The sequence below is a fragment of the Marivita lacus genome, assembly GCF_014637725.1.
GTDB classification, from domain to species: domain Bacteria; phylum Pseudomonadota; class Alphaproteobacteria; order Rhodobacterales; family Rhodobacteraceae; genus Marivita; species Marivita lacus.
This window is the reverse complement of the sequence record NZ_BMFC01000003.1, coordinates 318,744-343,384: the sequence shown is the minus strand read 5'-3', so window position 1 is coordinate 343,384 and position 24,641 is coordinate 318,744. Positions and strand designations below refer to the sequence as shown.

Genomic DNA, 24,641 nt, shown 5'->3' with positions numbered 1-24,641 from the left:
ATGAGCGAAGTTGTGGCACAGGCAGTCACCGCCATGAACGAAAAACTGGCCGGCGGCGGCATTGATGGCACCGCCCAGTTCAACATCGAAGGCGAAGGCAGCATGGTCGTCGACAGCGACGGCGCCCGCGAGGGCAGCGCCGATGCCGATGTGACCTTCAACGCCGATGCCGAGACATATCGCGAAATCTTTGACGGCGCGCTCAACCCCACTTCGGCATTCATGTCCGGTCGCCTGACGATCGACGGCGACATGGGTCTGGCGATGAAACTGGCCGCCACCCTCGCCTGATGGGCGAACAGGCCCCCTATCGCGACGATCTTGCCCAAGGCCCTGAGATGCGCGCCGAATGGCTGCGCACCTCGGACGGGGTGCGCATTCGCGTTGGTCATGCGGAAGCGGCGGACAGCAAGGGCACGGTGTTCATCCTGCCCGGTCGCACCGAATATATCGAGAAATACGGCCGTACCGCCAAAGACCTCGTGCGCGCCGGATTTGATGTCGTATCGCTGGACTGGCGCGGCCAGGGCATGTCCGACCGGCTTGGTGCCGACCCGATGGTCGGCCATGTCGGCCGTTTTATTGACTTCCAGAAAGACTGGGCCGCGGTCCGCAGCTTTGCGGGCAAGGCCAATCTGCCGAAACCGTGGCACATGATCGCCCATTCCATGGGCGGCTGCATCGGCCTGCGCGCATTGATGAGCGGCACCGACATGGCCTCTGTCATGTTTTCAGGACCGATGTGGGGTATCGACATGGCCGGCTACCTGCGCCCGGTCGCCTGGACGCTGCCAAGACTGGCGATGGCGATCGGTCAGGGCCACAGGATCGCTCCCGGCACGTCGATCAAGAGCTACCCCGCCTCCGAGCCGTTCGAGAACAACCTGCTCACCTCGGACCCCGAGATGTTCGACCACATGCGCCGCCATGTCGAAGCCGAGCCGCAATTCGGCCTGGGCGGGCCGTCCTGTGCATGGCTGCTCTCGGCGCTGCAGGAATGCGCCGCGCTGGCGCGAATGCCCTCGCCCGCGCTTCCGGCGCTGTGTTTTGTCGGATCGAACGAACGCATCGTCGACACACGCGCGATCCGGGACCGCATGACCCATTGGAAAGGCGGCAAGCTCTTGCTGGTGGACGGCGCGGAACACGAAGTGCTGATGGAAAAACCCAACATCCGCCGACAGGTCACCGGCGCGGCCGTGTCGCTGTTTTCCAGCTTCAAGTCCTAGGGTTTTCCGATCTCGTGGACACCGCGCGCCTCTGCCGTTGCGGCGGCCCGCATCCACGAATGCTCGGACGAGATGAAGAAACAGCTCATTCCATAGGCCGACCACTCCTGCGCCTTTTGCGCGTTGGCCACCCAGGACACATAGGCCTTGCCCGCCGCATCTGCCGCCTTGCCCACACGCTCCATCGCGGCAAAAAGATCGTCCGAACCCAAGGTGTCGTGACCGTAGCCCACAGACAGATCCGCCGGCCCCAGGAACAAGGCGTCGATGCCGTCGGTTGCCGCGATCGCTTCGGATGCCACAACGCCCTCGGGTTCCTCGATCTGCGCCATGACCACGGTTTCGTCCTGCGACCGCGCCAGAAGATCGGGCATCGACTGTGTCGCGTATCCGGCCCAGCGGGTCGATCCCGCAAATCCCCGTCCACCGTGACCGTACCGCGCCGCCCGTGCCACATCCGCCGCCTTGTCCGCGCTGTCGACATGCGGCACCACGATCCCGACCGCGCCGCAATCCAGCGCTTGCAGGATCTCGCGCGCCGACGAGTCGCCGACCCGAACCAGCACCGGGAAATCCAAGGCCCGCCCCATCGCGCAGCAGGCGTCGATGGCGCTGCGGTCGAACGGCGCGTGTTCGGCATCCAGACAGACGAAATCCAGTTCGGATTGCGCCAGCACCTCGATCAGCTGGTAGGCCGGGGTTTTCAGGAACGTGCCCGCCAAAGGCACGCGCGACAAAAGGCGCTGACGGAATCCGGCGATCTGCATGAAAAGGCTCCTGATGGTCTGGTCGCGCCCACCCTACGCCGCAAAGGCGACTTGGCAAGCCTCTGGCGATGTCCTGATCCGCTTCTATACTCACCTCCATGACCAAACCCGTTCTCACCTTTACCGAGCGCGGCATCTATTGCCCCGCCGGAGACTTCTTCATCGACCCCTGGCGCGCCGTGGACCGCGCACTGATCACCCACGGCCATGCCGATCACGCCCGCCCCGGGCATCGCCGCTACCTGTGCACCGATGGTTGCGCCCCGGTCATGCGGCACAGGTTGGGCAATATTTCTGTAGAAACAGTTAAGTTCGGCGAAACGCGTAAAATTGGCGATGCATTGGTGTCGTTCCACCCGGCGGGCCATCTGCCCGGCTCTGCGCAAATCCGGGTCGAAGTTGCCGGGGAAATCTGGGTGGCCTCCGGCGATTACAAGGTCGTTTCAGACGGGATTTCCGAACCTTTCGAGCCTGTTACGTGCCACAGCTTCATCACCGAATGCACCTTTGGCCTGCCCGTGTTCAAATGGGACAGCCAGGCTGAGGTCGCGCAGGAGCTGAACACATGGTGGGCGCGCAATGCCGCCCAAGGCAAGGCGTCGATTCTCGGAGCCTATTCGCTCGGCAAGGCGCAGCGTCTGCTGGCGATGGTCGATCCGGAGATCGGACCGATCCTGACCCATGGCGCAGTCGAGAACACCAATGAAGTGCTGCGGCATCAAGGGTACAGGCTGCCCAAAACCATCTATGTGACGCCCGACATCAATCCCAAGAACCATCCCGGAGCGCTGATCATTGCGCCGCCGTCGGCGCTGGGGTCGCAATGGGCGCGCCGGTTCGGACCCGCCTCGACCGCCTTTGCGTCGGGCTGGATGCGCCTGCGAGGGGTCCGCCGCCGCCGCGCCGCTGACAGGGGCTTTGTCATTTCGGACCACGCCGATTGGGACGGGCTGATGTACGCCATCAAGGAAACCAAGGCGGAAAACATTTATGCAACACATGGTTACACAGATATCTTCGCGCGATGGCTGAACACCCAAGGCTATAACGCACAGGTGGTTCCAACCGAATTCGGCGGCGAGGATGACGAGGCTGACGCGGCATGAAGGACTTCGCCAATCTCTTTACCACCGTCGATCAGACAACCAAGACCAGCCTCAAGACCAAGGCGCTGGCCGAGTTCTTTCAGACCGCCAGTGACGACGACAAGCTCTGGACCATCGCACTGTTTTCCGGCCGTCGTCCGAAACGCGCCGTGACGACCACCCAGCTGCGTGAATGGGCCGCCGAGTTGGGCGGTATCCCCTTGTGGTTACTCGAAGAAAGCTATCCCATCGTCGGCGATCTGGCCGAAACCATTGCCCTGATCCTGCCGCCACCCAACCGGCACAGCGACCTGCCACTGACCCATTGGATCACCGAGTTGAAATCGCTCGCCACCCTCGACATTGACCAGCGCAAGACGCGCATTGTGGATGCGTGGGATCAGCTGGACCCGACCGAACGGTTCCTGTTCAACAAGCTGATCACGGGCGGGTTTCGCATCGGCGTCAGCCAGAAACTCATGACCCGTGCCCTGGCGCAGGCCACCGGGCAGATTGAGGCCAGCCTTGCGCATCGCCTCATGGGCGGCTGGACACCCGAGACCACCAGCTATCACGACCTGATCGAAGCTGAAGACGCCGAGGCGGATGACAGCCGCCCCTACCCGTTCTACCTCGCCTACCAGCTGGAAGATGGTCCCGAAGCGCTTGGCGACCCTGCAGACTGGCAGGCCGAATGGAAATGGGACGGGATCCGCGGACAGGTGATCCTGCGGGGTGGCACGCATCATGTCTGGTCGCGCGGCGAGGAGTTGATGACAGACCGCTTCCCCGAATTCGCGCGGCTCACCGATTTCCTGCCCGATGGCCTCGTTCTGGACGGCGAGATCGTCGCGTGGGAGGGCACTCAGCCGCACCCGTTCAACACGTTGCAGGCCCGGATCGGGCGCAAGACGGTGCCGAAAAAGCTGCTTCAGGACGCGCCGGTGATCCTGCTGGCCTATGATTTACTTGAGGAAGACGGTCAGGATCTGCGCGACCAGCCCCTTGAGCAGCGCCGCGCCCGGATGGAGGCGCTTTTGCGCGACTTGCCGGATGACGCGCCGATCCGGGCCGCGCCGCGACTGTCCTTTGATACATGGGCGGCATTGGCCGAGATCCGCGCTACCGCCCGCGATCACCGCGCCGAAGGGCTGATGCTCAAGCGCAAGGACAGCCCCTACCTGTCAGGTCGCAAGAAGGGCGATTGGTGGAAATGGAAGCTCGATCCTCTGACGGTGGACGCGGTGATGATCTATGCCCAGCAAGGGCATGGCCGCCGCGCCAACCTCTTCACCGATTTCACCTTCGCAGTCTGGGATGGCAATGATCTGGTGCCCTTCACCAAGGCCTATTCCGGCCTGACCGACGACGAGTTCCGCAAGATCACCGCCTGGGTCCGAAAGAACACGCAGCAGCGCTTTGGCCCCGTGCGGCAGGTCACGCCGCACCACGTGTTCGAGATCGCCTTCGAAGGCATCCATGCCTCGCCGCGCCACAAATCGGGCATTGCGCTGCGCTTTCCGCGCATGTCGCGCTGGCGGCAGGACAAGCCGCTGCAAGAGGCCAATACGCTTGATGATCTCAAGGACCTGCTCGAAACCTACGGCTAGCCAGCGCCAGTCCCGTCCGGTTCCACGGTATTGCCTCTTGAACCTTTCGGCCGCACGGCACAGGTTCGAAGGCGAATAAGGACAGGAGACACCCGATGCTGCGCACCCCCACACCGACACATGACGCGAATGCCCTTGGCGGCAGCAAGAACCTTGGCAACCTGCCCGAATGGGACCTGACCGATCTCTACCCGTCTAATGACGCGGTCGAGCTGAAGCGCGATCTGGATTGGCTGGAAGAGGCCTGCCGCAGCTTTGCCGCCGATTACGAAGGCAAGCTGGCCGACCTGAGCGCCGAAGAATTCCTGACCGCGATCCACCGCCACGAGAAAATCGAAAACATCGCGGGCCGCATCATGTCCTACGCGGGGCTGCGCTACTACCAGCTGACCACCGATGCCCTGCGCGCCAAGTTCCTGTCGGACCATCAGGAAAAGGTCACGATCTATACCACGCCGCTGGTCTTTTTCACACTGGAACTGAACCGGATCGACGACGGCATCATCGACGCGCTGTTCGACGCCAATGCCGACCTGGCCCGCTACAAACCGGCAATCCGCCGCATCCGCGCGATGAAACCCTACCAATTGTCAGACGAGATGGAGAAATTCCTGCACGACATGGGCGTCGTCGGCGATGCCTGGGAACGGCTGTTCGACGAAACCATCGCGGGTCTGGAATTCGAGGTGGACGGCGAGCCGCTGACCATCGAGGGCACGCTGAACCTGCTCACCGAACAGGACCGCTCCGTACGCGAAGCCGCCGCGCGCGAACTGGCTGCTGTGTTCGCCGACAACATCAAGATCTTCGCCCGCGTCCACAACACGCAGTCCAAGGAAAAAGAGGTGATGGACCGCTGGCGCGGCATGCCGACGCCGCAGACCGGCCGACACCTGAGCAACGATGTCGAACCCGAAGTCGTCGAGGCGCTGCGCAATGCCGTGGTCGCCGCCTATCCCAAGCTCAGCCATCGCTATTATGAGCTCAAGCGCAAATGGCTCGGCCTCGACGTGATGCAGGTCTGGGACCGCAACGCGCCCCTGCCGATGGAAGCGACCCGCACCGTCGGCTGGGACGAGGCCGAAGAAACGGTGATGAACGCCTATACGGAATTCGACCCGCGCATGGGCGAGATCGCAAAACCGTTCTTTTCCAAGGGCTGGATCGACGCCGCCGTGAAGCCGGGCAAGGCGCCGGGGGCCTTTGCGCATCCCACGGTGACGGATGTGCACCCCTACGTGATGCTCAACTACCTTGGCAAACCACGCGACGTGATGACGCTGGCGCACGAACTGGGCCACGGCGTGCACCAGGTGCTGGCCGCCGGACAGGGCGAGATGCTGTCCTCTACGCCGCTGACCCTTGCCGAAACCGCCAGCGTCTTTGGCGAAATGCTCACTTTCCGCCGCATGCTCGACAACGCAAAGAACAATGCCGAAAAGAAAGTGCTGCTGGCGGGCAAGGTCGAAGACATGATCAACACGGTCGTACGCCAGATCGCGTTCTACGACTTCGAATGCAAGCTGCACGACGCGCGGCGCGGTGGAGAGCTCACCCCCGACGACATCAACGCGCTCTGGATGTCGGTGCAGGCCGAATCCCTTGGGCCGGCTTTCGAATTCATGGACGGATACGAGACCTTCTGGGCCTATATCCCGCATTTCGTGCACTCGCCCTTCTACGTCTATGCCTATGCCTTCGGCGACGGGCTGGTGAACGCGCTTTATGCCGTCTACGAGGAAAACCCCGACGGCTTTCAGGACAAGTATTTCGACATGCTCAAGGCGGGTGGATCAAAGCACCACACCGAATTGCTGGCCCCGTTCGGGCTTGACGCCAGCGATCCCAAGTTCTGGGACAAGGGGCTGAGCATGATCTCGGGCTTCATCGACGAACTGGAAGCGATGGAGGGCTGACCCTCCGACGGAGCGCGGGGTTCAGCGTCGTGTGGGCATATTTGTAAAAAGAAGAAGCACGGGATGTGCACCATTCCCTGCTTCTTCTTTTTGATAAATATGCAGGCACCACGCGGCGCATTGACCTTGACGGGTGGTAAAAGCACACCGCATGCAAGCCGCACCAGTGCCGAGCCGAAGGCGAGAAACCCTGCGCGGGCGACAGCCCGCACATCTCATTTCAGCTGTGAATCCTTCGATCCGCGCCGGTTGATTCCGCCGCGCGCCTGGTAGGTGCTGTCGCGGTCGTGCTGGCAGTCGATGCAGAGCTTGACGCCAGGAATGGCGGCGCGGCGCTTTTCGGGGATCGGCTCTTCGCATTCGGCGCAGTGGGTCAGGCTCTGGCCCTGGGGTGTCTTGCGCGCCTTGAGTCGCGCCAACTCGTCGCTGATGGACGCGTCGATCTGCTCCTGCACCGCACCGTCCCGTGCCCAGCCGCCAGCCATATCCCTCTCCTATTGCAAAGCCTTCCTGAAATATGGAGGCGCCCGGCACAGCACACAAGGGCGTTGTCGCAGAGCTGTCACGCAGGCATCCTATGCAGGGCCACCGGATGCTGGAGACCATCATGACCGACTACGATCTCGACCACGTCTACACCATCGACGGCGCTGCGGACGCCAAGGCGCTCTATGACAATTGGGCCGCCACCTATGACAGCAGTTTCGGCGAGGGCCATGGCTATATTGCACCACGCGAGATTGCGGGTCTGTTCGCCGCGCGCGCGGACCGCAGCGATCCGATTCTCGATATCGGCGCGGGCACCGGGCTGGTCACGGAACACCTGCCGGGGTTCATCGTGGACGGGATCGACATTTCCGAAGGCATGCTGGCGCAGGCCGAGGCAAAGGGGCTTTATCGCAACCGCATTCTTGCCGACCTGACGCAGCGCCTGCCCATGGAAGACGCCAGCTACGACGGCTTTGTGTCCTGCGGCACCTTCACCCACGGGCATGTCGGACCCGAGGTCTTTCCCGAGCTGATGCGCGTCGCGCGGCCCGGGGCGCTGTTTGTCTGCGGTGTGATCGCGCCCGTCTATGACGGCGTTGGGTTCGGCTCGCGGTTGGCGCAGATGGTGGCGCATCGGCAGATCACGCCGGTCATGTTCCACGACATCCCGATCTACGAGAACGCCGATCACGCCCATGCGCAGGATCGCGGCCTTGTCATGGAGTTCCGCAAGCTCTGACCCTTTCCTTTGCGGCACCCCCGCCTAGGTTTGGAGGCAAGGAGCAATCAGATGCGTCTTGTGTTATCAGCCCTGTTCATGTGTTGCGCCACGCTGGCGCAGGCGGCCATGTCGAGCTTCACCTTCCCGTCCATCGACGGCGGAGAAATCGACCTTGCGCAATGGCGCGGCCAGCCGGTTCTGGTGGTCAACACCGCCTCACGCTGCGGCTATACCCCGCAATATGACGGGTTACAGACGTTGTACGACACTTACCGCGATCGCGGTCTGGTGGTCCTGGCGATCCCCTCGGATGATTTCCGTCAGGAATTGTCGTCCAACGAGGACGTCAAGGAATTCTGCGAGGTCAATTTCGGTCTCGACTTTCCGATGACGACGATCACACCGATCCGCGGCGATGCCGCGCACCCGTTCTACAAATGGCTCGAGGCCGAAGCCGGATTCACACCCACCTGGAATTTCAACAAGGTTCTGATTGCCCCGGATGGCAGCGTGGCCGCGACATTCGGATCGAATGCGCGGCCAATGTCGAAGCCGGTGATCGAGGCGATCACCGCGCTCCTGCGCTGATCAATTTTGCAGGTAGGCCCAGATTTCATCCTTGAGCGCGGCGCGCTGCTTTCGCAGATCGGTCTCCGCCAGAGAGTCCATGGGTGCCACGTTGGTTTCGGCCCGGTGCACAGTACGGTTGATCTCGTGATAGCTGTCGAAAAGTTTGGCGAAATGCGCGTCTGACTGCTTGAGCGCACTCATCTGAGCCACGTGATCCGGGAATTCCTCGGCAAGCTCGTGCGGTGTATGCGACATGGGTCCACTCCTCATTTATGTCTTCGGACCCAACATGACAGCGCGATGCATGTTTCACATTGACCGGGATCAAACGCGGATCAGTTTCGCGCCTTTCTCCAGCCAGCCGTACGTGCCTCGGTCTCGGTACAGAACCAGCGTTCGCCCTTCTGTAGCGAGATCCGTGTCTTGGCGTAGTAATCCTGCCCCGGCACGTGGTAGATGCGTTCGCCGCTGCTGATGCTAATATTGCCCTTGATCTTGCAGTTGGGATTGACCGCGTTGGGCACGAGCGTGCGGGTCTGCGGCGTGCCGCGATTGACCGTCACTGTCTTGGCCCCGGTCTCCGAAGCAGTCTGTGTGGGTCGCTCCTGCGCGCGCTGTGCCGACCGGAATGCGGCGGGCGACATCACCCCGGTGCCATGCAGGCCGCGCGCGTTCACCGCTGCGGCCTTTTCCGTCAAATCATAGTCCATGCCGTATTGGCGATAGGCAAAGGCCAGGCCGTCGCTGACCAGCCGTTCGCCGACATCCTGACCGTCAACCGCGCATTTGGCGACGGTGCGCCCGTAGCGGTCGGTATCGGTAGCGCTGCAAAGTGCGTGGCGACCCTCGAACATCTCGCGGGCCTTGTCGCGCACCCAGGCGCCGCAGGCCCATGCCGGGCTGTTGGCATCGCCGCACATCTGGTCGGTCTCGGGGGCGTCGATGGCATGCAGGCGCACGGTTGTGTCGCCCACCTTGAACGTGTCGCCATCGACAACGCGAATCGTGCCATCGGGGCCGGCATGGGTGACAGAGGCCAGCGCAAAGGCGGCCGCTAAAAGAGAAATCCTTAACATTCCGTTAATATTGCCCCAGAAATCGGGCAAAACAATGGTAAGCGTTAAGAAAGGTTAACTATTCTCCGCGCGGGAAGCGTTTGCTCTCCTCCAACACGTTCAGATCCATGTGGTTGCGCATGAACCGCTCTGACGCATCGCGCAGCGGTTGGTAATCCCATGGATAGTACCCGCCCTGCCGAAGCGCCTCGTAGACCACCCATCGTTTGGCCTGAGAGGCGCGCACATCCGCATCGAACCGCGCGAGATCCCAGCGCGCCTCGGATTTGGCGCGCAAGCTCTGCACCGTGCCCTGATGGTCGGGGTGGTCCGCAAGATTGGTCAATTCATGCGGGTCCGCCTCCAGATCGAAGAGCTGATCCGGGTCGAGCGTGCAGCGATTGTATTTCCATTGGCCATAGCGCAGCGACACCAGCGGCGCATAAGACGCCTCGGCCGCGTATTCCATCGCCACCGGGCTGGTGCGCGCGCCGCCCTGCCCCAGCGGCACCAGCGATTCGCCCGTGGTCCAGGGCATCACCTCGTCCATGCTCACCCCTGCCAGCGCACAAAGCGTCGGGCAGACGTCGATGGTGGACACAGGATCCGTCACCAGACTCGGCTCCATGCCGGGCGCGGAGATCATCAGCGGCACCCGCGCCGAGCCTTCGTAGAAACACATCTTGAACCACAGCCCGCGCTCGCCCAGCATGTCGCCGTGATCGGACACGAAAAGAATGATCGCCTCCTGCCGCGTGTCTTCGAGCACTTGCAGGATCTCGCCGATCTTGTCGTCGAGATACGAGATATTGGCGAAATAGGCGCGGCGCGATGTGCGGATGTCGTCCACGGTGATGTCGAAGCTGCGCCAGTCATTGGCGTCGAAGATGCGCTTTGCATGCGGGTCGTGGTCTGCGTAATCCATCGCGGGCACCTCCGGCAGCAGATGCTCGCAGTCCTCGTAGAGATCCCAATACTTGCGCCGCGCCACGTAGGGATCATGCGGATGGGTGAAGCTGGCCGTCAGGCACCATGGCCGGTCGTCCTTGCCGCGCGCCAGATCGTAAAGCGCCAGCTTGGTCTGGTACGCCACCTCGTCGTCATATTCGAGCTGGTTGGTGATCTCGGCCACACCCGCACCCGTCACCGACCCCATGTTGTGATACCACCAGTCGATCCGTTCACCGGGCTTGCGGTAGTCAGGCGTCCAGCCGAAATCGGCCGGATAGATGTCGGTGGTCAGCCGCGCCTCGAACCCGTGCAGCTGGTCCGGGCCGACGAAATGCATCTTGCCCGACAGCGCCGTGTAATAGCCCGCCCTCCGCAAGTGATGCGCATAGGTCGGGATCGAGGACGGGAATTCCGCCGCGTTGTCATAGACACCGGTGGCCGAGGGCAATTGGCCCGACATGAACGCCGCCCGTCCGGGCGCGCAAAGCGGACTGGCGGTATAGGCGTTCTTGAACCGGGTGGAACGCGCGGCGAGTTTCTTGAGGTTGGGCGCATGCAGCCAGTCGGCAGGCCCATCGGGAAACAGCGTGCCGTTGAGCTGGTCCACCATCAGAATCAGGATGTTCGGCTGCATGAAACCCCCACTGCCACGCGTTTTGCGGGACACTGGGGGTTATTGATTCACCAGTCAATAACGAGAGTGATGGATCACTCCCATTCCATCTCCTCAAAGACCCGGCCCGCGTTCCTGGTCGCCAGTTCCTCGAACGTATCCAGATGCTGCCAGTTCGACTGGTCCACGTAAAACGCCCCGGCCAGATCACCGCCCTCCTCGATATGCGCCCCGATCTTGGCGCGCAGGTCCTTGATGTAATCGCTTGTATAGCGCGTCACCTGCGCCATGTTGGTCGGATGACCGTGACCGGGGATCACATAGGTGGCACCCAACGCGGTGAACGGGCCGTCAAAAGTCTCGATCCAGGCATCGGTGTCGGTTTCCGGGAAAATCGGCGGCATGCGTTCGTGAAAGGCGATATCACCGGCGATCACGATGTCCCATTCGGGGATCCAGACCTGCACATCGCCCGGATCATGCGCAGGGCCCAGATGCAGGACCTCCAGCGTGACATCCCCCATCTCGACCACGTGCTTGTCGGAAAAGCTGAGGTTCGGCACCACGACCTCTGTGCCCTCGGCACGGTCGCGGTTGTAGCCCTGCATCCCTTGCAGGATGAAATCGCCATCCGCCTCGACCACGGCGATGGCGTCTTCATGGGCCAAGATATCGACGCCCAAATCCGCCCAGTAGGAATTGCCAAGGATGGCATGCCCCTGCCCGTTCTCGTTGATCACCAGCTTCACCGGCTGGTCGGTCACCGCCTTGATCTCGTCATGCAGGGCAGCGGCCAGCCGGGCCGAGGCACCGCCATTGATCACCACGACCCCGTCGCCGGTGACGATAAAGCTGAGGTTGTTGTTGTGGCCCGCGTTTTCATAGGTGGGCGGCGCTGTGGCCCCGATGGCCGAAAAGACATGCGGGATCACTTCGACCGGTTTGTCGTAAAGCTCGGATTGCGGGTACTTGTCGGCAATGTCCTCGCTGGCCATGGCGGTGGTCGCGCTCAGGCTGGCGGCGATGAGATAGGTCAGTCGCATTGGTGTCTCCTCCTGTTGGCATCACATTCACGAATGCGAATAAGAATTGCAATCCCTTTAAGGTGAGCCGTCTTGCCACTGGCAACCACTCGGGTACGGTCACGCCGACACGACCGGGAGGACCACATGACCCTTGAAGGCAAACACGCGCTGATCACCGGCGGCGGCACCGGCATCGGCCTTGCCATCGCGGTAGCACTGCGTAGCGCGGGCGCAGAAGTGACAATCACGGGCCGTCGCGCCGAGGTGCTGGAGGCTGCGGCCAAATCCCATGGCCTGCACCCGCTGGTGATGGACGTGCAGGATGAAGCCTCTGTCATGGACGGCATCGCACAGGCCGTGGAGGCATGCGGCCCGATTCAGATCTGCGTACCCAATGCCGGGATCGCCGAGGGGCGCGCGCTGCACAAGATGGACATGGATTTCTGGCGCAACATGATGGCCACCAACCTTGACGGTACGTTCCTGACGATCCGCGAAAGCCTCAAATCCATGCACCAGACCGACTGGGGCCGGGTCATCGCCATCAGCTCGATCGCCGGGTTGCGGGGTCTCAAGGGCGCGCCCTGCTACAGCGCGTCGAAACATGCGGTGATCGGGCTGATCCGGGGGCTGGCCGCCGATTATCTGGGCAAGCCCTACACGTTCAACGCCATTTGCCCGGCCTATGTGGACACCGATATCGTACCGCAAAACATCGACCGCATCATGGCGCGGACCGGCATGACCGAGGACGAGGCGCGCGCAATCATGGTCGGCGCAAACCCGCATGGCCGGCTGATCACGCCCGAGGAAGTCGCCGAAGCCGCGCTCTGGCTCTGCGCGCCCAACTCAGGCAGCGTGAACGGTCAGGCCATCCAGATCGCCGGGGGCGAGTTTTGACCGATCCCTACAATCCCGCCCGCGACGGCGCGCAGATGTCGTTCGACGGACGCATGTCCTATACCGACTACCTCGGCCTCGACGCCGTGCTTGACGCCCAGCACCCGCTGAGCACCGCGCATGACGAGTTGCTGTTCATCGTACAGCACCAGACCTCGGAATTGTGGATGCAGCTTGCCCTGCACGAATTGCACGCTGCCCGCGACACGCTGCAAGCCAAGGACATCCGCCCTGCGTTCAAGCTCCTGTCCCGCGTGTCGCGCATCTTCGAACAGCTGAATTCCGCGTGGGACGTGCTGCGCACCATGACCCCCAGCGATTACACCACGTTCCGCGACTCACTTGGCCAAAGCTCTGGCTTTCAATCGGCGCAGTACCGCGAGATCGAGTTTCTGCTGGGCAACCGGAATGTGGCGATGATCAGACCGCACGCCCACCGCCCCGATCTTGAAACCCGTCTGCGCGCCGAACTGGACAAGCCGTCGCTCTACGATTGTGCTCTGGCGCGGCTGGCGCAGGCCGTGCCCTTGCCCGAGGCTGCGCTGGCGCGTGACCTGACCAAACCGCACCAACCAGACGAGACCATGCAGGCGGCCTGGGCCAAAGTTTACCGCGACCCGGCACAGTACTGGGATCTCTACGAACTGGCGGAAAAGCTGGTCGATCTCGAAGATTACTTCCGTCGCTGGCGCTTCAATCACGTCACCACGGTGGAACGGGTGATCGGTCTGAAACGCGGCACCGGGGGCACCGGCGGCGTGTCCTATCTCAAGCGCATGCTCGAGGTTGAGCTTTTCCCCGATCTCTGGCACCTGCGGACGAAACTCTAAGACCCCGGAAAGGGACGACATGACCGATTTCACCGCCACCCGCGCCGCGTTTCACCTGCCCGAAGGCATGATCTATCTCGACGGCAACTCTCTGGGGCCATTGCCGAACTCCGCCGCCGCACGCGTGGCGCAGACTATGACAGCCGAATGGGGTGATCACCTGATCACCGGCTGGAACGCCTGCGGCTGGATGGACATGCCCGCACGGCTGGGCGACCGGATCGGACGGCTGATCGGGGCGGAACCGGGTCACGTGGTGGTGGGCGACACGCTGTCGATCAAGGTGTTTCAGGCACTCGCCGCCGCGATCAAGCTGAACCCCGACCGTCGCGTGATCCTGTCGGACACGGGCAACTTCCCGTCCGACCTTTACATGGCCGAAGGTCTGATCTCGCTGCTGGGGTCAGAGTACGAACTGCGCCTTGTCGCCCCTGAAGACGTCGAGGCGGCCATCACCGACGAAATCGCAGTCACCCTGATCACGGAGGTCGATTACCGCACCGGGCGCAAGCACGACATGGCAACGCTGACCGCCAGAGCGCATGCCAATGGCGTGGTCACAATCTGGGATCTGGCGCATTCCGCTGGCGCGCTGCCGGTTGATCTGGCAGGGGCCAAGGCCGATTTCGCGGTCGGCTGCACCTACAAGTATCTCAATGGCGGCCCCGGCGCGCCCGCCTTCATCTACGTCTCACCCCGCCATGCCGACACCGCGCTGCCCGCACTCTCGGGCTGGCTGGGGCATGACAGCCCCTTTGCCTTCGATCTGGGCTACACACCCGGCGCGGGCATCGCCCGGATGCGGGTCGGCACACCGCCCATCGTGCAGATGGCGGCGCTCGACGCAGCGCTGGACGCATGGGACGACGTGGACATGGAAGACGTGCGCACACGCTCCATCGAACTGTCGGACCGCTTCATCGCAGGGGTCGAGGCCACCTGCCCCGACCTGACGCTGGCCAGCCCGCGCGACGCGACACAGCGCGGATCGCAGGTCAGTTTCCGCTTTGCCGACGGCTATGCCGCGATGCAGGCGCTGATTGCGCACAAGGTGATCGGAGATTTCCGCGCGCCGGACATCATGCGCTTCGGGTTCACGCCGCTTTATATCGACGAGAGCGATGTGGACGCGGCGATCGAGATCCTCGGGCGGATTATGCGTGACCGTCTCTGGGACACACCCGAATTCAAACAGCGCAAGGCGGTGACATAACGCGCGGGGGTCTCCGTCAACGGAGACTTACAGCGCGCCCACGCGGTGTCCGCCCACCACTTCGCCCTGCGCCCATGCCCGCACTGCGTCGCCAAACGCCTGAAACAAGGGCCGCGACACCGGATCATTGGTCGCGTCCCATTCCGGGTGCCATTGCACCGACAGCGTGAACCCCGGCGCATCGCGGACATAGCTCGCCTCGGGTGTGCCATCGGGGGCGTGGCCCTCGATCACGATGCGCGCGCCGGGGGTCTTGATCCCCTGCCCGTGCAGCGTGTTGGTCATCACTTCGGAGGCGCCGAACAACCGGTGGAACACGCCGCCCTCCTGCAAGGTCACGGCATGGCGCAGGGCGAATTTTTCCTCCAGCGTGCCATCAGGCGGCATCCGGTGGTTCATCCGCCCCGGCAGGTCGCGAATCTCGGGATGCAGCGTGCCGCCCATCGCCACGTTGACCTCTTGAAAGCCCCGGCAGATGCCCAGAAACGGCTGCCCGCGTTCGACACAGGCCCGCACCAGCGGCAGGGTGATCGAATCGCGGGCGCGGTCGAAGGCGCCATGCGCCTCGGTCTCGGCCTCGCCATATTCCTCGGGATGCACGTTGGGCCGCCCGCCGGTCAGCAGGAAGCCGTCACAGACCTCGAGCAGTTCGTTGACCGACAGGAACCGTGGATCGGCCGGCACCAACAGCGGCATGCAGTCCGACACCTGCGCGATCGCCTCCGAGTTCATCGAGCCGCCCGCATGCGCGGGGTACTGATCGTTGATCAGGTGCTGGTTGCCGATGATGCCGACGACGGGCCGCGCCATAGTGAACTATCCTTATATTTCCGCAGTCAGACCCACGGATTCAATTCCCGCCTTGGCAGCGGCCGCATCATTGTCCGACGTGTCACCGGTCACGCCGACAGCGCCCAGCACAACGCCCTTGGCATCGCGCACCAGCACGCCACCGGGCACCGGCACCAGCTGACCACCCAAAGCGGCCCCTGCCGCCGTGATGAAATAGCCCTGTTCGTCGGCGCGCTTTTTCTGCGCGGTACCGGCCATGCCCAGCATCACCGAGCCATACGCCTTGGCATGGGCGATCTGGAACCGACCGGGGCTGGCACCGTCCTCGCGCTCGAACGCTTGCACGTTGCCGCCCGCGTCCAGCACGATCACCGACAGCGGTTTCATCTCTCCCGCGCGCCCTGTTTCAAGCGTCTTGCGGATGATGGTGCGCGCGCGGCGCAAGGATAGGCTTGCCATGGTGTCCCCCCGTTCAGGCAAAAAGATCATGCGCCAGTTCAAGCGCATCCACCAGTTTGTCCACTTCTTCTTCGGTATTGTACAATCCAAAAGACGCGCGACAGGTTGCGGTCAGGCCCATATGATCCATCAACGGTCCCGTGCAATGCTGCCCCGCGCGCACCGCGACGCCCTTTTTATCAAGGATGGTCGAGATGTCATGCGCATGCGCCGCGCCATCCAGCGTGAAACTGAAGATCGCCGCTTTGTCAGGCGTTGTGCCCTGCACTTGCAGCCAATTCAGGCCGTCCAGACGCGAGCGGGCATAATCGCGCAGCTTTGTTTCATGCGCGGCGATGTTCGCCATCCCCAGCCCCATCATGTAATCCAGCGCCACGCCAAGGCCGATCTGCTGCACGATGCCGGGCGTGCCCGCCTCGAACATCATCGGCGCGTCGTTCCAGAGCACCTCGTCCTTGTGCACTTCGCGGATCATGTCGCCACCGCCAAGGAAGGGCTGCATCTCGGCCATCCGCGCCTTGCGCATGTAGATCGCCCCGGACCCCGACGGACCATAAAGCTTGTGCCCGGTGATGGGATAGAAATCACAGCCGATATCCTCGACATCGACCGGCAAGTGCACCGCAGCCTGTGAGCCGTCGACCAGCGTGGCAATGCCCCGTTCGCGCGCCGCGGCGCAGATGGTTTTCACATCGACAACCGTTCCCAACACGTTGGAAAGATGCGTCACCGCGACCAGCTTGGTCTTCGGTCCCATCGCGTCGATCACGGCTTGCGGATCAAGATAGCCGGTGCTGTCCACATCCACCCATTTGATCACCACGCCCTGGCGCTGGCGCAGGAAATGCCAGGGCACGATATTGGCGTGATGCTCCATCACCGACAGGATGATCTCGTCCCCGGCCTGCAGGTTGGGCATCGCCCAGCCGTAAGCCACGGTGTTGATCCCCATCGTCGTGCCGGTGTTCATGACGATCTCATCCTCGTCGCTCACCCCGAGGAATTTCGCGATCACGCCCCGCGTGCTCTCGTACTTTTCGGTCGCGAGGTTCGACAGGTAATGCAGCCCGCGATGCACGTTGGCATATTCTTCGGAATAGGCCCGCGTGATCGCGTCGATCACCACCTGCGGTTTCTGCGCACTGGCACCGTTGTCGAGATAGACCAACGGCTTGCCATTCACCTCGCGCGACAGGATCGGAAAATCGCGGCGAATTTCGGTGACGTCATACATATCCAGGTATTCCTCCGGTCTGGACGCCGAGAAGGCTGAAGACCAGGCTCAGCCCCAGCATCATGCCCACCACGGCCAGCAACAAGACCAGCCCTGCACGCAGCAGGCTCCCAGTCTCGTGGGCCACATCAATGAAGTTCACGAAGATCCAGATGCCCAGCACCGATGCGGCGCTGATCAGGACCCCCGACAGGAACAGGCTGATCGGGCCGATCAGGGCCACCACCGCCTGCATCAGAAAACGCAACGCCTGCAACCAGATCACGAGGATGGCGATCTGCGCATAGCTCGCCTGCCCACCCAATGGACGGCCGCAGAGTGTCACCGCCACGATCAGCGCCGCGACCGACACCGCCAGCATTGCGCCGAACACGGTCGGGTTGGCCAGCTCCGCGCCGAACAGGTCGTCCGCCGGCATCAGCATCAGTGACAGCGTGAACATCAGCGTGTTCAGCACGATCACCAGCGCAAAGGCCAGCCAGAGCACCTGCGATGACAGGTTCATGGCGATAAGCAGCCGCGCCACGTCGCGCGGCGCGGTCACCGTGTTGAAAGCAAGCCTGAAAAATCCCGCAACCGTCACGCCGCGACCCCGCGATAGAGCGCCAGCATGCTGGCGATCCAGAACCACATGACGACGCAGAACCACACCACGCCCACGATCTGCTGCTCGATCCCCTGACCCAGAAACCCTGCCGTCAGGCCAAGCAGAAGGAACAGCGGCGACGCCGCCAAAAGCGACCAGAACAGGGAAAGTCGCGCGTCGTAGCTGGTGCCAGTACCGCGCAGAGCCTTTCCAACGAGATGCGCGATCCACGCCACGAAGTAGAAGAACAAGGGCGCAAACAGCAACCAACCGGTCAATGCACCCGCGAGCAGACCATTGATGTCCTGCCCCGACAGATGCGCCTCACGGCTCAGACGCGGCCATTGCGCGACGAACATGATCACGCAGGCCCCCATGATGATGGCCAGCGCGCGGTCCTCGCGGTGACCAGCGGCGGCCAGACGGCGCACAACCGCGCCCGGCCGCCGATACGTGGCCGCGATATCCTGCGTGAACGGCATCGCGCGTCAGCCGCGCCGCCGAGACAGCCACGCCTCGACGCGGCTGTTGATTTCGTCCTGAATCGCTTGGTCCTCGATCTCCATGACCGCTTCTGCAAGGAAGGCAATGGTCAGAAGGTCCGTTGCCGGCCCCTCTTCGATCCCACGCGACCGCAGGTAGAACAGGCCTTCCTCGTCGATCGCACCGGATGTGGAGCCGTGCGAACAGACCACGTCATCGGCGTAGATCTCAAGTTCCGGCTTGGCGAGGAACTGACTGTCCTCGTCCAACAGAAGCGACTGGCTGATCTGGTACCCATCGGTTTTCTGCGCGCCTTGCTTGACAAGGATCTTGCCCTGGAACACGCCCGTCGCCCCGTTACGCAGGACCTTCTTGAACACCTGACGGCTTTCGCAGTTCAGCGCGTCATGGGTGATGAACACCGTGTCATCGTGGTGAAAATCGCCATCGCCGACGCAGGCACCCGCGACATGCGCCACCGCATTGTCGCCGGTCAGTTCGATCACGCATTCGTTGCGCGTCAGAACGCCATTGGCCGTGAGGGTGAACGACTTGAACACCGATTCCTCGCCCAGCCGGGTGAAGATCGCGGTCGCCGCGCGGCGTTCATGGTCGCGCCCCTGCGCACGGATGTGGTGAAAGACGCCGCCATCCGCAATCTCGACTTCCATGCACTTGTTGAACCGCGCCGCAGCCGGCCCGTTTTCCAGCAAGGTCAGTTCCGCACCGTTCTCGATCTTCACAACATGGTGGAGGATCGCATCGGAAGTCTCTGATTCGTGACGATAAATCACGCTGATCGGCTTCGGCGCCTTGCCGGTGACCTGAATCAGCAGACCGTCCGTCGCAAAGGCCGTGTTCAGCGTCGCCAAAGGCCGCTGCACCGGGGTCTGCCCACGGGTTTCAAGCACACCGTAATGGTCTTTCGCCCAGTGAATGTCCGGAGCATCGGCCAACCGGTCGATCGACACGTGCTCCATCGCCAGATCGTCGGACTCGGCCGCACTGAACACGCCGTCCACGAAGACGATCTTGAGCCGGTCAACATCGTCGAAAATCAGCGTTTCATCTGTTTCGAGCAAAGACGCCTTGGGCGCGTCCGGCTGCACCAGCGTGTCCGGACGGGTGTATTTCCAGTATTCGTCCCGCCCGCTTGGCAGACCCATCGCACGCACACGCGCCAGCGCATCCTCGCGCGCTGCCTGCGCCCAGCCACCTTTGGGCAGGTCGAGCGCCGCCAGCCGGACCTCGGTGGCATCCTGTTTGATCTGCGGCAAGGCCATTACGCCACCTCCGCCAGGATATCCGCATAACCGTTATGTTCGACCTCGAGCGCCAGTTCCGGCCCACCCGTCTTGATGATGCGGCCATCCGCCATGATGTGCACCACATCCGGTTTGATGTGGTCCAGCAGACGCTGGTAGTGCGTGATGACCAGAAAGCCGCGGCCTTCGTCGCGCAGCGCGTTCACGCCGTCCGCGACCAGCTTCATCGCGTCAACGTCCAGACCCGAATCGGTCTCGTCGAGGATGCACATCTTGGGCTCCAGCATCGCCATCTGCAGGATCTCGTTGCGCTTTTTCTCGCCGCCCGAGAACCCGACATTGACCGGACGCTTGAGCATCTCGGCGTCGATCTGCAGGTCCTTCGCCTTGGCGCGGATCACCTTGAGGAACTCGGTCGCCGACATCTCGTCCTGCCCGCGCGCCTTGCGCTGCGAATTCACCGCCGTGCGCAGGAAGGTCATGTTGCCCACACCCGGAATTTCGACCGGGTACTGGAATGCCAGGAAAATGCCCGCGGCAGCGCGCTCTTCGGGTTCCATGTCCAGAATGTCCGCGCCCTCGAGCGTTGCCGATCCTTCGGTGACCGCGTACCCGTCCTTGCCCGAGAGCACGTAGGACAGGGTCGATTTGCCCGACCCGTTCGGCCCCATGATCGCATGCACCTTGCCGGCCTCGACCGTCAGGTTCACACCCTTGAGGATCTGCTTGTCCTCTTCCTCAAGTTTGACGTGCAAGTTTTTGATTTCCAGCATTTTCACAAGCTCCAACTTTTGTCTTCCCGATGGATGAGAAGGTGATTTTCATTTCGTCTATAGCGCCTGTACCGCTCGACGGACTGATACCCGTTATCCGCAATCCATGCGGCGAATTCTGCGTCATTCTCGCTATCGACTTCGATAAAGATGCGCGGCGCGCACCGTGCAACGGTCTTTGTGAGGGACCGCAAGACCTGCATTTCCATACCTTCAACGTCGATCTTGATCATTGCAGGCGCCCGGTCCCCGATTATCGTATCGGCACGCACAGCGGGAATGCTTCCCTCGCCTTCGACCATCCGACCACCGCCGATATTGATCATTCGGAACGTCATTCCGAACGAGTCGCCTTCTGTCTCGGAAATCCCGTGGCCGATCCAGTTAAGATCAAACAGATGTTCAACCCTGTTTAGGAAAAGATTGCTCAGAAGAACCTTGTACGCGATCGGATTCGGCTCAACGACCACAACTTCGCTCGGGTGCAGAAACTTTGCCACGTACAAAGCGTGATTGCCCACATTCGAACCGATATCGACAAACAAGCCGCCGGGCTTGAACGCCCGATGAACAATCTCGAGTTCTTCCTTCTCGTAGAAATTTCCAACGCCGTGAAATTTCTGCTGAATGACATCCCGAGGGGCCGAAACGGTGAAAAAGACAGGCTCACCATAGAGTTCTGTCCGCACGAACTGTGCAGATGGAAAGCGATACCCGCCTCCTTCCATCTGAAAGGGTTTTATCGCCTCGATGGCAACCGGGTTGATCACGGCATTCATGGACACAGGCCTCAACCCCGGTCGGTCAGCACGGCCGTGCCGCTCGCCGACACCATCAGCATCGAATTGCCGACAACCTCGTAATCCAGATCGACACCGACCACCGCGTTGCCTCCAAGGGCCAAGGCGCGCTGTTCCAGCTCGCGCATCGCCACATCGCGGGCATCCTGCAGTTTGGCCTCGTATGCACCGGACCGCCCGCCAACAATATCGGTGATCGACGCAAACAGGTCGCGGACCACGTTGGCCCCCATGATCGCCTCTCCCACAACGATCCCCTTGTATTCGAGGATCTTGTGGCCTTCGATCGAGTTTGTCGTCGTGATGATCATGTCTTCCTCTTTAAAACCAGCTGCGCGAAAAGCGATCCCGTGAAGCCCGACGCAAAGGCGAGGCCAATGACGACCCACATGGCCAGTGCGTCGGTCACCGGATCAACAATCCCCGCGAACATTGCACAAAAAATACCCGTGACCACCGATGTCAAAAGAATGGCTGCAACAGGCATGGCGTCCTCTGCGGCGCAGGCCGGCATGGCCTGCCCCGGCTCTCCTTAACCCACCGACCCTTCAAGCGAGATCGCCACCAACTGCTGTGCTTCCATGGCGAACTCCATCGGCAGCGCCTGAAGCACGTCACGGCAGAACCCGTTGACCACCAGTGCCACGGCCTCTTCCTCGTCCATGCCGCGTTGGCGGCAATAGAACAGCTGGTCGTCATCCACCTTGGAGGTGGTCGCCTCGTGCTCGACGCGCGAGGAGTTGTTCTTGACCTCGATATAAGGCACCGTATGTGCCCCGCATTCGGAGCCGATCAACAGGCTGTCGCACTGGGTATAGTTGCGGCTGTTCTTCGCCTTCGGATGCATCGACACCAGCCCGCGATAGGTGTTCTGCGCGTGGCCCGCGCTGATCCCTTTCGACACGATCCGGCTCTTGGTGTTCTTGCCCAGATGGATCATCTTCGTGCCGGTATCGGCCTGCTGGTAATTGTTGGCGATGGCGATGGAATAGAACTCACCCTGGCTGTCGTCCCCGCGCAGGATGCAGGACGGGTATTTCCACGTCACCGCAGAACCTGTCTCGACCTGTGTCCACATCACCTTGGCGCGGTCGCCCCGGCAATCGGCCCGCTTGGTCACGAAATTGTAGATACCGCCCTTGCCGTTCTCGTCGCCGGGATACCAGTTCTGGACGGTGGAATATTTTACCTCTGCGTCTTCCTCGATGATGATCTCGACAACCGCCGCGTGCAGCTGCGCCACATCGCGCTGCGGCGCCGTGCAGCCTTCGAGATAGGACACGTAGGAGCCCTTGTCCGCGATGATCAAAGTCCGCTCGAACTGGCCGGTGTTCTCCGCGTTGATGCGGAAATAGGTGCTCAACTCCATCGGGCAGCGCACGCCCGGCGGCACGTAGACGAACGACCCGTCCGAGAAGACAGCTGAATTGAGCGTCGCGTAGTAATTGTCCGAAACCGGCACAACCGAGCCAAGGTACTTCTTAACCAACTCGGGATGGTCCTGGATCGCTTCGGAGATCGAACAGAAGATCACGCCCGCCTCGCGCAATTCCTTCTGGAACGTGGTGCCCACGGACACGGAATCGAAAACCGCATCCACCGCCACCTTGCGGGTCTCGGCAGGCGCATCCTCGGCCCCCTCGACGCCGGCAAGGATCATCTGCTCCTTGAGAGGGATGCCCAGCTTTTCATAGGTGGCCAGCAGCTTGGGATCGACATCGTCCAGCGACTTGGGTTTCACTTCCATGCTTTTCGGACGGGCATAGTAATACTGGTTCTGGAAGTCGATTTTCGGATAATCCACCATCGCCCATGTCGGCTCTTCCTTCTGCAGCCAGCGCTCATAGGCCTGCAGCCGCCAGTCGGTCATCCATTGCGGCTCGTTGTTCTTTTCCGAGATCAGCTTGACGATATCGGTGTTGAGCCCCTTGGGCGCATACTCCATCTCGATATCTGTGTTCCAGCCATGCTTATAGGCCCCACCCACTTCGCGCACGGCATCGACAGTTTCCTGATCCACGCCTTCCTTGACGGTCGTGTTGTCCAAAGCAGCCATGCTTGCACCTCTTTCGATTTTCTCACGCAGCGCGTGCGCGGTGTTTGTTCCATTTGGCCTGCCATGTCTCGGCAAACCGCATCACGTCATCTTCGGTTGTCTGCGGCCCCAGCGACACGCGGATCGCGCTGCTGGCGGTGGCCTTGTCCAACCCCATCGCGGTCAGAACCGCGCTGGCCTTGACCTTGCCACTCGAACAGGCCGATCCGGCGCTTATGGCAAAGCCCGCCAGATCCATCTGCATCACCTGCGTTTCGCCCTTCCAGCCGGGGGTCGCAAAACAGGTCGTATTCGGCAGACGACGCGCTTCTTTCCCGATAAAAATAGTCTCTTTGGCGTCAGCCTCAAGGGAAGAATCTAGAATGTTTCTAAGTTTTTCCACCCGGTCCCAGACGCCTGCATCCAGATCCCGCGCCGCCGCCTCCGCCGCAGCCCCGAAGCCTGCGATGCCGATGACGTTTTCCGTGCCGGACCGCCGTCCCATCTCCTGGCCACCCCCACGGATCTGCGCCGCGATATCCGTGCCACGCTTCATCACAAGCGCGCCGATGCCCTTGGGACCGCCGACCTTATGCGCCGAGATCAGCGCCATCTCGCAGCCCAGCCAGTTGAACGCGATCGGGATCTTGCCAAAGGCCTGTGTCGCATCGACCACCGCCAACCCATCCGGCAGGCTCTGGATGATCCCGGTCTCCGAATTGGCCAGTTGCAGCGCCGAGCGCTGCGGCTCGGTCACTCTTACCTGGCCCGCCCCATCGGCGGCCAGCACCGGATCGATCCAGCACCGCACCGCGTCATGTTCGATCTCCGCGCCGAACAGCTCACGCCCCCCGCAGGCCAGCGCCGCGGCCTCGGTCGCGCCGGACAGGAACACGATATCCGCACCTTCTGCGCCGAAGGCGGCAGCGACCTGCGCCCGTGCCCGTTCGACCAGCGACTTGGCCGCGCGCCCCTCGGCATGAACCGAACTGGGATTGCCAACCACCTCCATAGCCGCGATCATCGCGTCGCGCGCCTCGGGGCGCAGCGGCATGGTCGCGTTGTAATCAAGGTACACGCGCCCCGCCATCAGACCGTCCCCAGTTTCTCTGGTTCGGAAATACCTCGGGGGGTGAGACGCGCCCGGACACCTGTCCGGTGGACAGGTGTCAGCGTCGAACGCGCACAGCGCCGGGACGGGGGCAGCGCCCCCAACGGATCGGATTGGCGCAGCCAATGC

Annotated in this window: 28 protein-coding genes; 10 read left to right on the top strand and 18 right to left on the bottom strand. The window is 62.2% G+C overall.

The genetic code is table 11. The features are described 5' to 3' along the window. Together IEV82_RS09290 and IEV82_RS09285 are read left to right on the top strand one after the other, a co-directional pair. Window positions 1-291 (top strand): SCP2 sterol-binding domain-containing protein, encoded by a 291-nt coding sequence (locus IEV82_RS09290; protein WP_188481733.1) that lies wholly within the window; start codon window positions 1-3, stop codon window positions 289-291. After that, window positions 291-1,229: an alpha/beta fold hydrolase gene (locus IEV82_RS09285; RefSeq protein ID WP_188481732.1), complete on the top strand. Its 939-nt coding sequence runs from the start codon at window positions 291-293 to the stop codon at window positions 1,227-1,229. The genes IEV82_RS09290 and IEV82_RS09285 overlap by 1 nt, the downstream gene beginning before the upstream one ends. Here the strand turns inward: IEV82_RS09285 and IEV82_RS09280 are convergent. After that, on the bottom strand, window positions 1,226-1,996 hold the full coding sequence (locus tag IEV82_RS09280) for an HpcH/HpaI aldolase family protein (protein WP_188481731.1): 771 nt from the start codon (window positions 1,994-1,996) through the stop codon (window positions 1,226-1,228). The two genes, IEV82_RS09285 and IEV82_RS09280, sit on opposite strands and share 4 nt — an antisense overlap. Window positions 1,997-2,094: 98 nt before the next feature. On the opposite strand from IEV82_RS09280, the gene IEV82_RS09275 reads away from it, so the two are divergent. The 3 genes from IEV82_RS09275 (at window position 2,095) to IEV82_RS09265 (ending at window position 6,607) form a co-directional block, all read left to right on the top strand. After that, on the top strand, window positions 2,095-3,102 hold the full coding sequence (locus IEV82_RS09275; RefSeq protein ID WP_188481730.1) for a ligase-associated DNA damage response exonuclease: 1,008 nt from the start codon (window positions 2,095-2,097) through the stop codon (window positions 3,100-3,102). Then, window positions 3,099-4,691 carry an ATP-dependent DNA ligase gene (locus IEV82_RS09270; RefSeq protein ID WP_188481729.1) on the top strand — a complete coding sequence of 531 codons (1,593 nt, stop codon included), beginning with the start codon at window positions 3,099-3,101 and terminating at the stop codon, window positions 4,689-4,691. Before IEV82_RS09275 ends, IEV82_RS09270 begins: the two co-directional genes overlap by 4 nt. Before the next feature lie 95 nt (window positions 4,692-4,786). Then, window positions 4,787-6,607, top strand: coding sequence for a M3 family oligoendopeptidase (locus tag IEV82_RS09265; RefSeq protein WP_188481728.1), 1,821 nt, complete (start codon window positions 4,787-4,789; stop codon window positions 6,605-6,607). 215 nt (window positions 6,608-6,822) lie between these two features. Here the strand turns inward: IEV82_RS09265 and IEV82_RS09260 are convergent, their stop codons facing one another. Further along, window positions 6,823-7,092: a DksA/TraR family C4-type zinc finger protein gene (locus IEV82_RS09260; protein ID WP_188481727.1), complete on the bottom strand. Its 270-nt coding sequence runs from the start codon at window positions 7,090-7,092 to the stop codon at window positions 6,823-6,825. 122 nt (window positions 7,093-7,214) lie between these two features. On the opposite strand from IEV82_RS09260, the gene IEV82_RS09255 reads away from it, so the two are divergent. Both IEV82_RS09255 and IEV82_RS09250 read left to right on the top strand, forming a co-directional pair. Beyond that, window positions 7,215-7,835, top strand: coding sequence for a class I SAM-dependent DNA methyltransferase (locus IEV82_RS09255; protein WP_188481726.1), 621 nt, complete (start codon window positions 7,215-7,217; stop codon window positions 7,833-7,835). A gap of 51 nt (window positions 7,836-7,886) precedes the next feature. Next, window positions 7,887-8,405 carry a glutathione peroxidase gene (locus tag IEV82_RS09250; RefSeq protein ID WP_188481725.1) on the top strand — a complete coding sequence of 173 codons (519 nt, stop codon included), beginning with the start codon at window positions 7,887-7,889 and terminating at the stop codon, window positions 8,403-8,405. Here the strand turns inward: IEV82_RS09250 and IEV82_RS09245 are convergent, their stop codons facing one another. From IEV82_RS09245 to IEV82_RS09230, 4 genes are all read right to left on the bottom strand, one after another. Beyond that, a complete protein-coding gene (locus IEV82_RS09245) occupies window positions 8,406-8,642 on the bottom strand; it encodes an HP1242/YdcH family protein (RefSeq protein ID WP_188481724.1) in 237 nt (78 codons plus the stop codon). It lies immediately after the preceding gene. 80 nt (window positions 8,643-8,722) lie between these two features. Continuing rightward, complete coding sequence (locus IEV82_RS09240) at window positions 8,723-9,463, bottom strand: thermonuclease family protein (RefSeq protein ID WP_188481723.1); 741 nt, start codon at window positions 9,461-9,463, stop codon at window positions 8,723-8,725. Between the two features lie 58 nt (window positions 9,464-9,521). Then, on the bottom strand, window positions 9,522-11,027 hold the full coding sequence (gene betC / locus IEV82_RS09235; protein WP_188481722.1) for a choline-sulfatase: 1,506 nt from the start codon (window positions 11,025-11,027) through the stop codon (window positions 9,522-9,524). Between the two features lie 74 nt (window positions 11,028-11,101). Then, window positions 11,102-12,049, bottom strand: coding sequence for an MBL fold metallo-hydrolase (locus tag IEV82_RS09230; protein ID WP_188481721.1), 948 nt, complete (start codon window positions 12,047-12,049; stop codon window positions 11,102-11,104). Window positions 12,050-12,175: 126 nt separating this feature from the next. Here IEV82_RS09230 and IEV82_RS09225 point away from each other — a divergent pair, with 126 nt between their 5' ends. The 3 genes from IEV82_RS09225 to kynU are packed head-to-tail and all read left to right on the top strand — an operon-like array spanning window position 12,176 to window position 14,974. After that, window positions 12,176-12,931, top strand: a complete 756-nt coding sequence (locus tag IEV82_RS09225; protein WP_188481720.1) for an SDR family NAD(P)-dependent oxidoreductase — start codon at window positions 12,176-12,178, stop codon at window positions 12,929-12,931. Then, window positions 12,928-13,761, top strand: coding sequence for a tryptophan 2,3-dioxygenase (gene kynA / locus IEV82_RS09220; RefSeq protein ID WP_188481719.1), 834 nt, complete (start codon window positions 12,928-12,930; stop codon window positions 13,759-13,761). Before IEV82_RS09225 ends, kynA begins: the two co-directional genes overlap by 4 nt. Before the next feature lie 19 nt (window positions 13,762-13,780). Further along, window positions 13,781-14,974, top strand: coding sequence for a kynureninase (kynU, locus tag IEV82_RS09215; RefSeq protein WP_188481718.1), 1,194 nt, complete (start codon window positions 13,781-13,783; stop codon window positions 14,972-14,974). A gap of 27 nt (window positions 14,975-15,001) precedes the next feature. Here the strand turns inward: kynU and IEV82_RS09210 are convergent, their stop codons facing one another. The 12 genes from IEV82_RS09210 to IEV82_RS09155 are packed head-to-tail and all read right to left on the bottom strand — an operon-like array spanning window position 15,002 to window position 24,491. After that, window positions 15,002-15,784: a gamma-glutamyl-gamma-aminobutyrate hydrolase family protein gene (locus tag IEV82_RS09210; RefSeq protein WP_188481717.1), complete on the bottom strand. Its 783-nt coding sequence runs from the start codon at window positions 15,782-15,784 to the stop codon at window positions 15,002-15,004. 12 nt (window positions 15,785-15,796) lie between these two features. After that, complete coding sequence (locus IEV82_RS09205) at window positions 15,797-16,225, bottom strand: GlcG/HbpS family heme-binding protein (protein WP_188481716.1); 429 nt, start codon at window positions 16,223-16,225, stop codon at window positions 15,797-15,799. Between the two features lie 13 nt (window positions 16,226-16,238). Next, on the bottom strand, window positions 16,239-17,459 hold the full coding sequence (locus tag IEV82_RS09200) for a cysteine desulfurase (RefSeq protein WP_188481715.1): 1,221 nt from the start codon (window positions 17,457-17,459) through the stop codon (window positions 16,239-16,241). Further along, the gene (locus IEV82_RS09195; protein ID WP_188481714.1) at window positions 17,452-18,042 is read right to left on the bottom strand and encodes a YIP1 family protein; all 591 of its coding nucleotides are present in this window, start codon (window positions 18,040-18,042) and stop codon (window positions 17,452-17,454) included. Before IEV82_RS09195 ends, IEV82_RS09200 begins: the two co-directional genes overlap by 8 nt. Further along, window positions 18,039-18,527 (bottom strand): YIP1 family protein, encoded by a 489-nt coding sequence (locus tag IEV82_RS09190; RefSeq protein WP_188481713.1) that lies wholly within the window; start codon window positions 18,525-18,527, stop codon window positions 18,039-18,041. The genes IEV82_RS09195 and IEV82_RS09190 overlap by 4 nt, the downstream gene beginning before the upstream one ends. A gap of 6 nt (window positions 18,528-18,533) precedes the next feature. Further along, window positions 18,534-19,811: a SufB/SufD family protein gene (locus tag IEV82_RS09185; protein ID WP_188481712.1), complete on the bottom strand. Its 1,278-nt coding sequence runs from the start codon at window positions 19,809-19,811 to the stop codon at window positions 18,534-18,536. After that, window positions 19,811-20,566 carry a Fe-S cluster assembly ATPase SufC gene (gene sufC / locus IEV82_RS09180; protein WP_188481711.1) on the bottom strand — a complete coding sequence of 252 codons (756 nt, stop codon included), beginning with the start codon at window positions 20,564-20,566 and terminating at the stop codon, window positions 19,811-19,813. The genes IEV82_RS09185 and sufC overlap by 1 nt, the downstream gene beginning before the upstream one ends. A gap of 2 nt (window positions 20,567-20,568) precedes the next feature. Beyond that, window positions 20,569-21,345, bottom strand: coding sequence for an FkbM family methyltransferase (locus IEV82_RS09175; RefSeq protein WP_188481710.1), 777 nt, complete (start codon window positions 21,343-21,345; stop codon window positions 20,569-20,571). Window positions 21,346-21,356: 11 nt separating this feature from the next. Further along, entirely contained in the window at window positions 21,357-21,677 is a 321-nt protein-coding gene (locus IEV82_RS09170; protein ID WP_188481709.1) for a heavy metal-binding domain-containing protein, read from the bottom strand. Beyond that, window positions 21,674-21,853, bottom strand: coding sequence for a hypothetical protein (locus tag IEV82_RS09165; RefSeq protein ID WP_188481708.1), 180 nt, complete (start codon window positions 21,851-21,853; stop codon window positions 21,674-21,676). Before IEV82_RS09165 ends, IEV82_RS09170 begins: the two co-directional genes overlap by 4 nt. 45 nt (window positions 21,854-21,898) lie before the next feature. Then, complete coding sequence (sufB, locus tag IEV82_RS09160; RefSeq protein WP_188481707.1) at window positions 21,899-23,422, bottom strand: Fe-S cluster assembly protein SufB; 1,524 nt, start codon at window positions 23,420-23,422, stop codon at window positions 21,899-21,901. 22 nt (window positions 23,423-23,444) lie between these two features. Then, window positions 23,445-24,491, bottom strand: a complete 1,047-nt coding sequence (locus IEV82_RS09155; protein ID WP_188481706.1) for a cysteine desulfurase family protein — start codon at window positions 24,489-24,491, stop codon at window positions 23,445-23,447. Window positions 24,492-24,641: the final 150 nt, after the last annotated feature.